Source organism: Arthrobacter sp. GmRoot5-12, assembly GCF_059739365.1.
Window position 1 is genome coordinate 3,337,983 of the sequence record NZ_AP046056.1, and the last position, 13,552, is coordinate 3,351,534.

Genomic DNA, 13,552 nt, shown 5'->3' on the forward strand with positions numbered 1-13,552 from the left:
CATTTGACGGCTGCGGATTAGTGACACCCGCCAAGGGGCGGTACTTTTTAAGTGACTATCAATGGTGGCTTTCTACAAGAAGGCAGCCCGGGTGTTGGAACCTGTCTCCTCAGGCTTCGTGCGCGGCTCACCTGATGTTGGATCAAGCTTTCGACAGAGGCCCAGAAGCCTCATGAAGGGGACTCCATGACTGAGACCAACAATGCTGCGACCCTGCTCCACGCAGGTGGCGAGCTGAAGCTCCCGCGCATCCAGGTTGTTGAAGGGAACGAGGGTTACGACGTCTCCAAGCTGCTGAAGCAGACCGGTGCCGTGACCTTCGACCCCGGCTTCATGAACACCGCAGCAACCACCTCGGCAATCACCTACATCGATGGCGATGCGGGCATCCTGCGCTACCGCGGATACCCCATCGAGCAGCTGGCGCAGCACTCCAGCTTCCTTGAGGTGTCCTACCTGCTGATCTACGGCAACCTGCCCACGCCCACCGAGCTGGACGAGTTCGACCAGAAGATCCGCCGCCACACCCTGCTGCACGAGGAGCTCAAGGGCTTCTTTGGCGGCTTCCCCCGCGACGCGCACCCCATGCCGGTGCTGTCCTCGGCCGTGTCCGCGCTGTCCACGTTCTACCAGGACTCGCTGGACCCGTTCAACGCCGAACAGGTGGAGGTCTCCACCATCCGGCTCATGGCCAAGCTGCCGGTCATCGCCGCCTATGCCCACAAGAAGTCCATCGGCCAGCCCATGCTGTACCCGGACAACTCGATGAACCTGGTGGAGAACTTCCTGCGCCTCAGCTTCGGCCTGCCCGCCGAGCAGTATGAGCTGGACCCGGTCATCGTCAAGGCCCTGGACCTGCTCCTCATCCTCCACGCTGACCACGAGCAGAACTGTTCCACTTCCACCGTGCGCCTGGTGGGCTCCTCCAACGCCAACCTCTTCGCGTCCGTTTCCGCGGGTATCAACGCCCTCTTCGGCCCGGCCCACGGCGGTGCCAACGAGGCCGTGCTCAAGATGCTCCGCCAGATCCAGGCCGAGGGCCTCAAGCCTGAGGACTACATGGAGAAGGTCAAGAACAAGGAAGACGGCGTCCGCCTCATGGGCTTCGGGCACCGCGTGTACAAGAACTACGATCCGCGCGCCAAGATCGTCAAGGCCACGGCGCACGAGATCCTCAGCAAGCTCGGCGGCAACGACGAACTGCTGGACATCGCCATGCGGCTGGAAGAGAAGGCGCTTAGCGACGACTACTTCATCCAGCGCAAGCTCTACCCGAACGTGGACTTCTACACCGGCCTGATCTACAAGGCCATGGGCTTCCCCGAGAAAATGTTCACCGTCCTGTTCGCCATCGGCCGCCTGCCCGGCTGGATTGCCCAGTGGCGTGAAATGATCAGCGATCCCAACACCAAGATCGGCCGTCCGCGCCAGCTGTACATCGGCGAGCCGGAGCGGGACTACCCGGTCCGGTGAAACCAGCCATAACGACGGCGGCCGCCCACCTTTCCAAGGTGGGCGGCCGCTTCGCGTTGTGCCACATTCAAGGGGACTACGAGGCGTAGCCCTGGGGGTTGTTTTTCTGCCAGCGCCAGTGGTCCTCGCACATTTGGTCCACCGTCTTGGTGGTGGACCAGCTCAGGTCCGCCAGGGCGGACGTGGCGTCGGCCCAGAAGGCGGGCAGGTCCCCTGCCCGGCGGCTGGTGATTTCGTAGGGGATGGGCTTGCCCACAGCCTTCTCGAAGGAGCGCAGGACCTCCAGAACGGAGGAGCCCTTGCCGGAGCCGAGGTTCCAGCGGAAGACGCCCGTCCGGCCGGCAATGTGGTCCAGTGCCGCGACGTGCCCTTCCGCCAGGTCCACCACATGGATGTAGTCGCGCAGGCAGGTGCCGTCCGGGGTGTCGTAGTCGCCGCCGAAGACCATGAGCTTCTCGCGGCGGCCCACCGCCACCTGGGCGATGAAGGGAACCAGGTTGTTGGGGATGCCCTGGGGATCTTCGCCGATGCGTCCTGAGGGGTGCGCGCCCACCGGGTTGAAGTAGCGCAGCAGTGCTATGTGCCAGCGGGAGTCGGCTGCGCCAAGATCGGAGAGGATGTCCTCGATCTGTTCCTTGGTGCGCCCGTAGGGGTTGTTGGCGCCGATTTCCATCTTTTCCACATAGGGGATGGGGTTGTGTTCGCCGTAGACGGTGGCGGACGAGCTGAAGACAATGGAGCGGACGTCGTGCCGGTCCATGACGCGGATGAGGTTGAGCGTGCCCACCAGGTTGTTGTAGTAGTACTTGAGCGGCTGCTGCACTGATTCGCCCACGGCCTTGAGCCCGGCGAAGTGGATGACGGCGTCAATGCCGGCGCCGGCGAAGACCTTGTCGACGGCGGCCTCGTCCACCAGGTCGACGTTGTGGAACTCCGCGGTCTTGCCGCTGAGCTCAGCCACGCGGCGCAGTGACTCCTCGCTGGAGTTGACCAGGTTGTCGATGACGGCCACGTCGTGGCCGGCTTCCTGCAGGGAAAGAACAGTGTGGGAACCGATGTAGCCGGTACCCCCTGTGACCAAGATTTTCATGCCTCAACGCTATCCCACGGGAAGCGGTCCCCGCCCCTGCGTCCCGGATGGCGGGCGTCGACCGGACGGTGGAGGCGGCAGTGGAAGCACAAGTGTGCTAATAAGAATGGTGCCCAAAATAGTAGACGCGGATGCCCGGCGTCAGGATGTTGTCCAAGCGGTTCTGCGCATTATCGCCGTCGATGGGCTGGAACGTGCCTCGCTGCGCGAAGTGGCGGACGAGGCCGGCCTGGCAGTTGGTTCCGTCCGGCACTACTTCGCTGGCAGTGATGAACTGCTGGCCTTCTCGTTCGGCACCGTGGTGGACCGGGTGGTCGGCAGGCTGGAGGCACTGCTGCCGGGCGTGCAGGAGGCTGCCCAGGCCAGCCCTGAACAGCGGCAGGCGGTTCTGACCCTCCTGGGCGGCATGCTTCCGCTGGATGAGGAATCAGCTGTGGAGGCCTGCGCCTGGCTTGCCTTCAAGAACGCGGCGCGGATCAGGCCGTTCCTTGCCGCCGAGGCCGACCGCAGCCACCGCGAGGTGGCCGCCATCGTGGGCGGAGTGGTTGCCTCCCTGCTCCCCGATGATGAACCGCAGGAGAACCTGGTGGTGGAGGCGGAACGCCTTCTGGCCACCCTGGACGGCCTGTGCATGCATGCCCTGCTGCAACCGGGCTGGATGACAGCGCAGATGTGCCGCGACGTGCTTGAGCGGCACCTGGACGGACTGGCACGGTAGGCGCCCGGGTCCAATCCTGCACTACCGGGAACTGGCTGCGGGAATAGACTGATAGCCGGGTACTGCAGAGCGGGTCATGCCGCCCGGCATGGGAAGGCCAGGGAAGGACTTTGGATGCATCACGCAAGCGGTTCAGGGTGGCAGATCACCACCGACACGTCCGGGCCAATGATGATCGCGCTGTACGTCCGGGATGCGGCCGGCTTGAACGGAGTGGGACAACCGATGCTGTCCCATGCGTCGCCGAAGGTCCGTTCGGCTGACCACTCCCACCTGACGGCCGACGTTGGTGGCATCAGCGCGCTGAAGACCGAGTGGGAGGCCTGGTGGGAGCAGCTGCTGAAGGCCCATCCGCACACATCGCCGGAACTCTCCCCGCCCAGTTTTGACGCGTTCGGCAACTCTCCGGCCCTGCAGCGGGTCCTGCAGGCCCATTTCGGCTCCGCCCTCACTTGGGCCAGGGAGCGCAGGAGCGAATACGCCGAGCTCGAGGCCGAACGGGTGGCATCCGGAACGGACCAGCTGCTTGAGGACATGGTGGACGACAGGCTGATGGAAGTGGGGCGGGACTCGCGGGACTTCAAGCTGACCATCATCGAGCTGCCGCTGGACGAGCAGCGGGCCTGGTACCTGGAGCCCGACAAGATCATCATGAGCCAGGATTTGATGGGGCAGCCGGACCTCCTCCGCAGTTACGTCCAGCCGGTGCTGGAAATCCTGGTCTAGCCACCCTTAAGGCAGGACGACGGCGGCCCTTCAGCTGCCGCCGTCGTCCTGACGTACGGTGATGCGCACCTGTCCCTCCGGGGCCCCTGAAGCCTGCCATCCGTCCCCATCGGGACGGTGCCAGGTCCGGCCTGCCACCTCCACCTGGGTGACGGCCAGGTCCTTGGCGTTGGCAACCGCCCACTGGGCAACCGACCATGCCAGCGCGCCGTCGGCGTCCACCACCAGGGTGGCGCCGTCAACCTGTGAGTCCACGCCGCCGTAGGCCTGGTCCAGGTCGGTGGCCACCGATGCTGTTGTCCCGCCGGCCGCCGGGGAGCGGAGCGTGCACTGCACTCCGGCCGGCGTCTGTCCGGTGAGTCCGGAGGCAAAGGCCCGGCCCATGTCCTCGTGCTGGGCATATGCCTTGGGGTAGGCCGACTTCTGGACCCGCTGAGCTGCATCGGTGATGTCGAGCGCCTCGTAGCCCGGAATTTTCACCAGCGCGTCATAGAAGGCATTGACGGCATAGTAGGGGTCCATGATCTCGGCCTCCGTGCCCCAACCCTGGGACGGACGCTGCTGGAAAAGCCCCCGCGAGTCCGGACCGGCCTGGTCGCCGTGCCCGATGTTGCGCAGCTTCGACTCCTGCATGGCAGTGGCGATGGCAATGGTGGCGGCGCGCGCCGGCAGTCCCCGCCTGACGGCCGCCGCGGTAATCAGCGCGGCGTTGGCCGCCTGGTCCGGCGCAAGTTCACCGGTCCGGTTGCCGGCCGCAGCGGTGCAGCGCTCCGAAACGAGGGTTTCGGAACGCTGCACGAAGAACACTGCTGTGTAAATTCCGCCCGCTGCCAGTGCGAGGGTGAGCAGCAGCACCGCCAGGCGGCGCAGGCCGCGTCTGCGTGCCACGAAGGGATCAGTTGGCGTGCAGGGCGTCGTTCAGTTCAACGGTCTGGCCCTTGCGGGGCAGGGCCTCCACCGCCCCCGTGGTGGAGTTGCGGCGGAACAGCAGGTTGGGCACGCCGGAGAGTTCGGCGGCCTTGACGATCTTGGTGGTGTCATCGCCCACCTCGTCCTTGGGGCCCGGAACGCGGACCCGGGTGCCTGCCGTGACGTAAAGCCCGGCTTCCACCACGGAATCATCCCCGATGCTGATGCCCACGCCGGAGTTCGCACCGAGCAGGACGCGCTCACCGATGGTGATCTTTTCCTTGCCGCCGCCGGACAGGGTGCCCATGATGGAGGCGCCGCCGCCAACATCGCTGCCGTCGCCGGCCACGACACCTGCGGAGATACGGCCTTCCACCATGGAGGTGCCCAGGGTGCCGGCGTTGAAGTTGACGAAGCCCTCGTGCATGACTGTGGTGCCGGCGGCGAGGTGCGCGCCCAGGCGGACCCGGTCGGCGTCGGCAATCCTGACGCCGGAGGGGACCACGTAGTCCACCATGCGCGGGAACTTGTCCACGCCGTAGACGGTGACGGCGCCCCGGCGGCGAAGCCTTGCGCGTGTCAGTTCGAAGCCCTCGACGGCGGCCGGGCCGAAGTTGGTCCACACCACGTTGGGAAGCTTGCCGAAGATGCCGTCCAGGTTGATGGTGTTGGGCTGGACCAGGCGGTGCGAGAGGAGGTGGAGGCGGAGGTAGGCGTCCGCGGTGTCCGCCGGGGCTTCATCGAGGTTGATCTGGACAAAGACCACCTTCTGCTCGGTGCCGCGGTCCTCGTCAGTGCCGTTCTCGGCGATCTGCACCAGGGTTTCATCCGCGTTGTCCACCGTGCGGAGGTTCTCCGCCGCAACACCCAGTGCCGGAGCGGGGAACCAGACGTCCAGGACGGTGGCGTCGCCGGTGGCAATGGTGGCTACGCCAAAACCGTAGGCGGAACGGTCATCAGCGTTGGAGGTCAGGGTTTCGGGCACGGCAGAGGAAGCGGTCTCAGTCATGTGCTCCAGTCTATCGAGGGCGGGGCATGGGGTTCGAACTAGACTGGCTTCGTGACTGCTGAAACCGCCCCAGACTCTTCCGTGTCCACCCTTGACCTCCGCCAGGACGTGGCGCTGCTGACCGCAGCGCTCATGGACATCAACAGCGTGTCCGGCAATGAAAAGCAGCTCGCGGACGCCGTCGAGTCCGCCTTGCTCGGGATTCCCCAGCTGGCCGTGGTGCGCGACGGCGACGCCATCATCGCCCGGACCGAACTTGGACTCGCTGAGCGTGTGATCCTTGCCGGCCACCTGGACACAGTGCCGCTTCCGCTCACCGAAGGATCCCGGGGCACCGTTCCCTCCAGCTGGGAATCGGGTGTTCCGGGCGAGGGCGTCCTGTATGGCCGCGGGGCCACGGACATGAAGGGCGGGGTGGCAGTCCAGCTCGCACTGGCGGCAGGATTGTTCGACGGCGGCGCGCAGCCCAAGCGGGACGTCACCTTCATCTTCTATGACCACGAGGAAGTGGAGGCCGTGAAGAGCGGACTGGGACGCCTGGTCCGCAACCACGGCGACCTGCTGAAGGGGGACTTCGCCATCCTGCTGGAACCGACGGACGGCACGGTGGAGGGCGGCTGCAACGGCACCAGCCGGTTCGAGGCAAGCACGGTGGGGGAGGCCGCCCACTCGGCCCGCGCCTGGATGGGCAGCAACGCCATCCACGCCGCGGCACCGATCCTTGCCCGCCTGGCGGCCTACGAACCCCGGACCATCAATGTCGACGGGCTCGATTACCGGGAAAGCCTCAACGCGGTGAAGATCAACGGCGGCACGGCCGGGAACGTCATCCCGGACCGCTGCGTCGTCGAGATCAATTACCGGTTCGCCCCGGACAAGACGCCGGACCAGGCCGAAGCCCACGTCCGGGAGCTGCTGGCGGGCTTCGACGTGGTCCGCACCGATGCCGCCGCCGGCGCGCGGCCCGGACTGCAGCACCCGGCTGCCGCCTCGTTCGTGGCCGCCGTGGGAGCCGAGCCCAAGCCCAAATACGGCTGGACCGACGTCGCCCGCTTCAGTGAGCTGGGCATCCCGGCGGTGAACTTCGGCCCGGGGGACGCGCTGCTGGCGCACAAGGACGACGAGCACGTCCACGCCGACGCCATCCGCAAGTGCCTGGCCGCCCTGGAGAGCTGGCTCGCTGCCTGACGGTCCACGAACAGGAAAGGTCCGGAACTCCCCACGGGAGCTCCGGACCTTTCCTGTTGTGGGCTCTTGGAAGCTACGGAGCCGCAGCTTCCAAAACATCGGGTTCGGCCTTCGCCATGCCCCCGGCTGCCTTCTTGGAGCCGCGGCGCTCGATCCACACGGCAAGCCGCGAGACCGAGATGTTGATGGCGATGTAAATGGCCGCCGCCACGAAGAAGATGGGGAACAGGTACTGCGTGCCAAGGAAGTCCGCCATGACCTGCACCGCGCGCAGCAGCTCGCCGTACGCCACGATGTAGCCCAGCGAGGTGTCCTTCAGCAGCACCACCATCTGCGCCACGAGGGACGGCATCATGCGGCGGATCGCCTGCGGCAGCTCGATCAGCATGCGGGACTTGTAGCTGGTGAGGCCGATGGCCAGGCCGGCTTCCCGTTGTCCCTTGGGCAGGGACTGGATGCCGGCGCGGATGATCTCGGCAAAGACCGCAGCGTTGTACAGCACCAGGCCGGCCACGACGGCGATGAACGCCGAGGTGCCGAACCCGAGCAGGATGAAGAGCATCATGAGGACCACGGGCATGCCGCGGAGGAATTCCAGGATGATCCTCATGGGAATCCGGATGAATGCGGCATCCGAAATGCGGAGCAGGCACAGCAGCAGGCCCAGCGGGAACGCGATGACTGCCGCCAGTGCGGCTGCGGAAAGCGTGGACCCCAGCCCTTTACCGAGCAGCTGCCACACGTCGCCGCGGGTGAAGATTTGCCAGCGGCGCGCCTCGAAGATGCCCTGCTGGGCGAGGATCGTAACCACCCAGGCCAGCAGGCCGAGAATCAGCAGGCCGCCGATGATGGAGGCAATGAGGGAAACCCGGCGCGCTTTGGGGCCGGGGACGTCGTAGAGAACCGAGCTCATCGGGCAATCGCCACCTTTCGTTCCACCGTGTTGGCGAGGATTCCCAGCGGAACGGTGAGGAGCAGATAGAAGAACGCCGTGCCCAGCAGGACGGTGATGACGGCGTCGCCGTTGGCGTTGGCCAGCTGGCGGCCGTAGCCGAACAGCTCCAGGACGAAGAAGGCGCCGGCCACCGAAGAATTCTTGACGAGCGCGATCAGGATGTTGATCAGCGGCGGGATCACCGTCCGCAGGGCCTGGGGGAGGATGATGAGCGAGAGCACCTGGCCGAACTTCATGCCGATGCTGCGCGCTGCCTCGGCCTGGCCGACAGGCACGCTGTTGACACCTGAGCGGACAGCTTCGGCGATGAACGCGGCGGTGTAGGTGCTGAGGGCGATGATCGCGGCGATCTCGAACTGTTCGAACTTGACTCCGATACGGGGGAGCACGACTGCTGCAAAGAAGAACGCGATGGTCAGCGGGGTGTTGCGGAGGACTTCCACGTAGACGGTGCTGAAACCGCGGAGTGCCGCAACCGGGGAGACGCGTGCCGCGGCCAGCAAAGTGCCAAGGATCAACGCGAAGATACCGGAGACGACGGAAAGGAAAAGAGTGCGGAGAAAACCCTCCCAGTACAGGGGCAGGTTTTCAAAGATGACGTCCATAAGATCCTTCGGCTGTAAGCGTGGACGGATTGAAGGCTGTGCTGCCGGGGCCGTTGAGGGGCCCCGGCAGCATGGCGGACGCTACTTAGTAACGGTTGATGGCCGGGAGGCTGGGCGCGGTCTTGATAACCGAACCTGCGGTGGCTTCCCACGCCTTCTTGTACGAGCCGTCCTTCCCGAAGGCTTCCAGCTGGTCGTTGATCCAGTTGCGGAACTCGGTATCACCCTTCTTCAGGCCGATGCCGTAAGGCTCCTTGGTGAAGGTTTCCTCTGAGGCGAGCTTGAAGGCATCCGGCTCCTTGTCAACGAAACCGGCGAGGATCACGTTGTCCGTGGTGACGGCTTCAACCTGCTTGTTGCGAAGCGGCTCCAGGCAGGCGGAGTAGGTGGCGGCCGGAACCAGTTCCGCGCCGTACTTGTCCACGATGGTGGCGGCCGGGGTGGAGCCCGTCACGGAGCAGACCTTCTTGCCCTTGACGTCCTCGGGCTTCTTGATGGAGTCGTTGTCCTTGTTCACCATGAGGGCCTGGCCGGCTTCGTAGTACGGGCCGGCGAAGTCGACAACCTGCTTGCGCTTGTCGCTGATGGTGTAGGTGGCAATGACCAGATCCACCTTGCCCTGCTCAATGAAGGGCTCGCGGTTGGCCGAAACGGTCTCGGACCATTCGATCTTGTCCGCGGCGATGCCCAGCTTGGCGGCGATCAGCTTGCCGATTTCAACGTCGAAACCGACGGGCTTGCCGTCCAGGCCAACCTGGCCGAACAGTGGCTGGTCGAACTTGGTGCCGATCTTGATGGTGCCGGCGGAGGACAGCTTTGCCATGGTGGTTCCGGCAGCGAACGACGGCTTCTCAACGGGGCTGGGGTTGCTGGAGCCACCCGAGTCTCCGCCGCCACAGGCGCTGAGGGACAGGGCGAGGGCAGCGGTGGCCGCCACGACGAAGGATTTCCGCCTGGACATAAATGCCTTCATGACATTCCTTTCATTGGTGGCCGTGGGTTTCCGGCCTGGATGCGAACTGACGTGTGATGGTTCGAATAACTCAGTGGGTGAGGAGCTTGGACAGGAAGTCCTTGGCGCGGTCGCTCTTCGGGTTGGTGAAGAATTCCTCCGGGGTGGCGTCCTCGACGATCTGGCCGTCCGCCATGAAGACCACGCGGTCGGCGGCCTTGCGGGCGAAGCCCATCTCGTGCGTGACCACAATCATGGTCATGCCTTCCTTGGCCAACTGGACCATGACGTCCAGGACCTCGTTGATCATTTCGGGGTCCAGTGCGGATGTGGGCTCATCGAACAGCATGACCTTCGGCTTCATTGCCAGGGCGCGGGCAATCGCCACACGCTGCTGCTGGCCGCCGGAGAGCTGGGCCGGCAGCTTGGGCGCCTGGTGGCCCACGCCCACCCGTTCGAGCAGGGCCATGGCGTCCTTTTCCGCGGCCGCCTTGGACACGCCCTTGACCTTGATGGGTCCCAGGGTCACGTTCTCGAGGATCGTCTTGTGGGCGAAGAGGTTGAAGGACTGGAAAACCATTCCGACGTCGGCACGGAGCTGCGCGAGCTCCTTGCCTTCCTCGGGGAGGACTTTCCCGTCGATGCTGATGGTTCCGCCCTCAATGGTTTCCAGGCGGTTGATGGCCCGGCAGAGGGTGGACTTACCGGATCCCGAGGGTCCGATGACCACAACAACCTCGCCCTTGCGGACCTGCAGGTTGATGTCCTTCAAAACGTGCAGCTGGCCGTAATGCTTGTTTACGGCGTTCAGGGAGACGAGGGCATCGCCGGGCACATGAGTAGTCATAGGAACGAATCTAGCGAAGAACCGTGCGTTATGACGCCAATCACCCCAAGTTCCTGCTGATCGTGATTCAAGAGATACCTGGAGTGGGAGGTTAGCCTAGGGGAATGAGTATCAACGCAGATCCGGCCAAGAATTCCCAGCCCCGCCGTAAGGGGCCCCTTGAGCTGCGGCGCAAGCAGGCGGCCGTGGAGATGTCGGACCAGCACCTGCTTGATACCAAGGGTCCGGGCCAGTTTGTCCACACCGATCCGTGGCGGGTCCTGCGGATCCAAAGTGAATTCGTCGAAGGTTTCGGTGCCCTGGCGGACATTGGAAAAGCGGTCAGCGTTTTCGGCTCGGCGCGGACCAAACCGGGCAGCCAGTACTACGAGATGGGTGTGGAGGTGGGCCGCAAGCTCGCCGAAGCCGGAGTCGCGGTAATTACCGGTGGCGGGCCGGGCTCCATGGAGGCGGCCAACCGGGGGACGGTGGAGGGCAACGGCGTATCGGTTGGCCTTGGCATCGAGTTGCCGTTCGAGCAGGGCCTGAACCAGTGGGTGGACCTGGGCATCAACTTCCGGTACTTCTTTGCCCGCAAGACGATGTTCGTCAAATACGCGCAGGGCTTCATTGTGCTCCCCGGCGGGCTGGGCACCCTGGATGAGCTGTTCGAGGCCATGGTCCTGGTCCAGACGCGCAAGGTGACCTCGTTTCCCATCGTGCTCCTCGGCGTCGAATTCTGGGGACCGATGATCGACTGGATCAGGGGCACCCTGGTGGCCGAAGGCATGGTCTCGGAAAAGGACCTGGACCTGATCCAGCTCGTGGACGATCCCGCGGAGGCAGTGGACCGGGTCCTGCATGCAGGCGTGACACCGTCCCTGAACGGGGAACAGCGGCCGGAGTAGCTGCAGGCCAAAGTCCGGGCCGCCGGTCTGGCACGATGGAACCGTGAGCTTCTTCCTCGTTTTCCTGGCCGTCGTGCTGGTGGCGGCCGTCCTTTGGGCCGGCCTGGGCCGGCGCGCCCGCAAGACCGGCGGGGCTGCGCTGCCCGCCCTTTTGGACGGGGGATTCGACGAGCCGCCCGCCAACCTGCCGCCCGTGCTGCTTCCGGAGCGTGCCGCTCCGGAAGACGTTGAGCAGATCCGCTTTTCGCTTGGCCTGCGCGGCTACCGGATGGACCAGGTGGACCAGGTCCTGGACGAGCTGCGGGACCAGTTGACCGCAAGGGACACCGAGCTGGCGGAGCTGCGTATCCGGCTGGCTGCCATGGAGCAGGCGGGGGAGCAGGCTTCCGACGGCGGACCCGCGGCACCCGGCGGGAGGGCACCTGAAGTGCCAGGCAGCGGGAACGCCGGGAGTGGGGAGGCCGACGAGGTTGCCGTGCCGGGACAGGGCGGCCTGTGAGCACGGTGGCCCCCCGCAACGCTCCGCCCTCTGCCGGCACCCTGGCCCGACGCCTGGCCTCAGCCGTCCGCAACTGGCCGTGGTGGCTCCAGGTCACCGGCCTGTATGCCGCCGCACGCCTCGTTTCGGCCTGCATCTTCATGGCCGCGGCGCTCCACCAGGGCGTCAACCCCTGGTTCCCGCCCAAGCCGGATTACTGGAACTTCATCAACATCTGGGACGCCCGCTGGTACGCCCAGGTCATCGCCAACGGCTACCCGTCAATCCTTCCCACGGATGCCGCCGGCAATGTGCAGGAAAATACGTGGGCTTTCTACCCGCTCTATCCTGCACTGGCCGGTGGACTTAGCCGCCTCACCGGCTTGAACCCTGCCGCCTCGCTGACCCTCATCGCCATGCTGGCCGGCTGGGCGGCCGCCCTGGTGGTCTACACGCTCTTCCGGCAGAAGGCCGCACACGTGCCGGCCATGTGGGGGGTAGCGTTCTTTTCGACTTTTCCCGTCTCCGCCGTGCTGCAGGTCCCGTATGCCGAGCCGCTGTCACTCCTGCTGCTGGCCGCGGCCCTGCTGCTGGTAGTACGCCGGCAGTACCTCTGGGCCATCCCCGTGGTGTTCCTGCTGTGCCTGTCCCGGCCGGTGGGCGTCCCCTTCGCCGCCATGGCGGGGCTGCTGCTGGTCTTCCGCGCCGCCGCGCACATCCGGAAGGGGCGGCAGCGCGGCGCGGATGAAGCAGCCCATTCCCTCCGGGACCTGGCGGCACTGACGGGGCTCACCGCCGTCGCAGGCGTTTCCGCGCTGGCCTGGCCCGCCGCCGCCTGGGCAGCGACGGGCGACCCGCAGGCCTATACCAAAACCGAGACGGTGTGGCGGGGCCAGGACCTGGTCCCGTTCCAGCCGTGGTTCGACACCGGCGTCGAACTCTTCGGCCCCGTGCTGGGCCTTCTGGCCCCCGTGGTTTTCGTGGCACTGTTCATTGCCATGCTGTTCCTTCCCCCGGTGGTGCGGCTCGGCGTCGAACTGCGGCTCTGGTGCGCCTGCTACATGGGTTACCTGCTGATGTTCCTCCATCCGCAAACCAGCACCTTCAGGATGCTGCTGCCGCTGTTTCCACTGGCCCTGGGGGCGGCGTTCCTGTCCCGTTCCAGGGCTTACCGGGGCACGGTGGTGGTGATGTTCCTGCTGCTTCAGATGGTCTGGATCGTCTGGCTCTGGGCCTGGGCGCAGCTTCCCGGCGGAGGGGATTATCCGCCCTGACAAATCAGGCTTCCGCGCAGGTCAGCCTGGAAATAACAGTTGCCGGAAAATGTCCATCGATTAGCTACGTACGGGTAATTCCGCGATAATGATAGGTAAGCAAGGACAAAAGCATTCAGAAAACGCGCAGCCTTGGCGGTGGCACCACCACCCCGCCATAGCGGCCTGATCGACATGCGGACACAGCCCGCCCGGGCTGATCAGTCCTGGGACAAAATGGAGGGGAATTCCTCATGGCGGCTATGAAACCACGCACCGGCGACGGCCCAATGGAAGTCACCAAGGAGGGCCGCAGCCTGATCATGCGCGTCCCGCTCGAAGGCGGCGGACGCCTGGTGGTCGAACTGAACGCTGCCGAGGCAGCCAACCTCAAGGAATGCCTGGTAGGCGTTACCGAATAGTCGTACCGGACAGGGTGCGCGGCCCGCGGGCTGCGCACCC

Annotated in this window: 15 protein-coding genes; 8 read left to right on the forward strand and 7 right to left on the reverse strand. The window is 65.3% G+C overall.

All coding sequences use genetic code 11. The annotated features are described in order from the left end of the window. Positions 1–186 precede the first annotated feature (186 nt). A complete protein-coding gene (locus tag AC6JAM_RS15455; protein WP_018768605.1) occupies positions 187–1,473 on the forward strand; it encodes a citrate synthase in 1,287 nt (428 codons plus the stop codon). Between the two features lie 76 nt (positions 1,474–1,549). Here AC6JAM_RS15455 and galE read toward each other — a convergent pair whose 3' ends face one another. After that, the gene (gene galE / locus AC6JAM_RS15460) at positions 1,550–2,563 is read right to left on the reverse strand and encodes a UDP-glucose 4-epimerase GalE (RefSeq protein ID WP_134163758.1); all 1,014 of its coding nucleotides are present in this window, start codon (positions 2,561–2,563) and stop codon (positions 1,550–1,552) included. Positions 2,564–2,672: 109 nt separating this feature from the next. Between galE and AC6JAM_RS15465 the strand changes: the two genes are divergently transcribed. Together AC6JAM_RS15465 and AC6JAM_RS15470 are read left to right on the forward strand one after the other, a co-directional pair. After that, positions 2,673–3,281: a TetR/AcrR family transcriptional regulator gene (locus AC6JAM_RS15465; protein ID WP_026265671.1), complete on the forward strand. Its 609-nt coding sequence runs from the start codon at positions 2,673–2,675 to the stop codon at positions 3,279–3,281. Between the two features lie 114 nt (positions 3,282–3,395). Further along, entirely contained in the window at positions 3,396–4,007 is a 612-nt protein-coding gene (locus tag AC6JAM_RS15470; protein ID WP_018768602.1) for a hypothetical protein, read from the forward strand. Positions 4,008–4,037: 30 nt separating this feature from the next. Here the strand turns inward: AC6JAM_RS15470 and AC6JAM_RS15475 are convergent, their stop codons facing one another. Both AC6JAM_RS15475 and dapD read right to left on the reverse strand, forming a co-directional pair. Beyond that, positions 4,038–4,895 carry a hypothetical protein gene (locus AC6JAM_RS15475; RefSeq protein WP_018768601.1) on the reverse strand — a complete coding sequence of 286 codons (858 nt, stop codon included), beginning with the start codon at positions 4,893–4,895 and terminating at the stop codon, positions 4,038–4,040. Between the two features lie 7 nt (positions 4,896–4,902). Beyond that, complete coding sequence (dapD, locus tag AC6JAM_RS15480; RefSeq protein WP_018768600.1) at positions 4,903–5,925, reverse strand: 2,3,4,5-tetrahydropyridine-2,6-dicarboxylate N-succinyltransferase; 1,023 nt, start codon at positions 5,923–5,925, stop codon at positions 4,903–4,905. A gap of 51 nt (positions 5,926–5,976) precedes the next feature. On the opposite strand from dapD, the gene dapE reads away from it, so the two are divergent. Then, a complete protein-coding gene (dapE, locus tag AC6JAM_RS15485; protein WP_497935217.1) occupies positions 5,977–7,113 on the forward strand; it encodes a succinyl-diaminopimelate desuccinylase in 1,137 nt (378 codons plus the stop codon). 73 nt (positions 7,114–7,186) lie between these two features. Here the strand turns inward: dapE and AC6JAM_RS15490 are convergent, their stop codons facing one another. From AC6JAM_RS15490 to AC6JAM_RS15505, 4 genes are all read right to left on the reverse strand, one after another. After that, positions 7,187–8,026, reverse strand: a complete 840-nt coding sequence (locus AC6JAM_RS15490; protein ID WP_018768598.1) for an amino acid ABC transporter permease — start codon at positions 8,024–8,026, stop codon at positions 7,187–7,189. Beyond that, positions 8,023–8,673 (reverse strand): amino acid ABC transporter permease, encoded by a 651-nt coding sequence (locus AC6JAM_RS15495; protein ID WP_018768597.1) that lies wholly within the window; start codon positions 8,671–8,673, stop codon positions 8,023–8,025. The genes AC6JAM_RS15490 and AC6JAM_RS15495 overlap by 4 nt, the downstream gene beginning before the upstream one ends. A gap of 85 nt (positions 8,674–8,758) precedes the next feature. After that, positions 8,759–9,646 (reverse strand): glutamate ABC transporter substrate-binding protein, encoded by an 888-nt coding sequence (locus AC6JAM_RS15500; RefSeq protein ID WP_144599990.1) that lies wholly within the window; start codon positions 9,644–9,646, stop codon positions 8,759–8,761. A gap of 70 nt (positions 9,647–9,716) precedes the next feature. Beyond that, on the reverse strand, positions 9,717–10,472 hold the full coding sequence (locus AC6JAM_RS15505) for an amino acid ABC transporter ATP-binding protein (protein WP_026265670.1): 756 nt from the start codon (positions 10,470–10,472) through the stop codon (positions 9,717–9,719). A 104-nt stretch (positions 10,473–10,576) separates the two neighbouring features. Here AC6JAM_RS15505 and AC6JAM_RS15510 point away from each other — a divergent pair, with 104 nt between their 5' ends. The 4 genes from AC6JAM_RS15510 to AC6JAM_RS15525 all read left to right on the forward strand — a co-directional run bounded on the left by AC6JAM_RS15510 (position 10,577) and on the right by AC6JAM_RS15525 (position 13,512). Next, entirely contained in the window at positions 10,577–11,359 is a 783-nt protein-coding gene (locus tag AC6JAM_RS15510; RefSeq protein ID WP_018768594.1) for an LOG family protein, read from the forward strand. A 43-nt stretch (positions 11,360–11,402) separates the two neighbouring features. Continuing rightward, positions 11,403–11,858, forward strand: a complete 456-nt coding sequence (locus tag AC6JAM_RS15515) for a DivIVA domain-containing protein (RefSeq protein ID WP_056394094.1) — start codon at positions 11,403–11,405, stop codon at positions 11,856–11,858. After that, positions 11,855–13,111, forward strand: a complete 1,257-nt coding sequence (locus AC6JAM_RS15520) for a putative hexosyltransferase (protein ID WP_018768592.1) — start codon at positions 11,855–11,857, stop codon at positions 13,109–13,111. Before AC6JAM_RS15515 ends, AC6JAM_RS15520 begins: the two co-directional genes overlap by 4 nt. Positions 13,112–13,344: 233 nt before the next feature. Then, positions 13,345–13,512: a DUF3117 domain-containing protein gene (locus tag AC6JAM_RS15525; RefSeq protein WP_009357720.1), complete on the forward strand. Its 168-nt coding sequence runs from the start codon at positions 13,345–13,347 to the stop codon at positions 13,510–13,512. Positions 13,513–13,552 lie beyond the last annotated feature (40 nt).

Excerpts from the sequence above, each read along its gene's own strand:
- AC6JAM_RS15455 (WP_018768605.1), top strand. The coding sequence starts at position 187 with ATGACTGAGACCAACAATGCTGCGACCCTGCTCCACGCAGGTGGCGAG.
- galE (WP_134163758.1), bottom strand. The coding sequence starts at position 2,563 with ATGAAAATCTTGGTCACAGGGGGTACCGGCTACATCGGTTCCCACACT.
- AC6JAM_RS15470 (WP_018768602.1), top strand. The coding sequence starts at position 3,396 with ATGCATCACGCAAGCGGTTCAGGGTGGCAGATCACCACCGACACGTCC.
- dapD (WP_018768600.1), bottom strand. The coding sequence starts at position 5,925 with ATGACTGAGACCGCTTCCTCTGCCGTGCCCGAAACCCTGACCTCCAAC.
- AC6JAM_RS15490 (WP_018768598.1), bottom strand. The coding sequence starts at position 8,026 with ATGAGCTCGGTTCTCTACGACGTCCCCGGCCCCAAAGCGCGCCGGGTT.
- AC6JAM_RS15495 (WP_018768597.1), bottom strand. The coding sequence starts at position 8,673 with ATGGACGTCATCTTTGAAAACCTGCCCCTGTACTGGGAGGGTTTTCTC.
- AC6JAM_RS15500 (WP_144599990.1), bottom strand. The coding sequence starts at position 9,646 with ATGAAGGCATTTATGTCCAGGCGGAAATCCTTCGTCGTGGCGGCCACC.
- AC6JAM_RS15505 (WP_026265670.1), bottom strand. The coding sequence starts at position 10,472 with ATGACTACTCATGTGCCCGGCGATGCCCTCGTCTCCCTGAACGCCGTA.
- AC6JAM_RS15510 (WP_018768594.1), top strand. The coding sequence starts at position 10,577 with ATGAGTATCAACGCAGATCCGGCCAAGAATTCCCAGCCCCGCCGTAAG.
- AC6JAM_RS15525 (WP_009357720.1), top strand. The coding sequence starts at position 13,345 with ATGGCGGCTATGAAACCACGCACCGGCGACGGCCCAATGGAAGTCACC.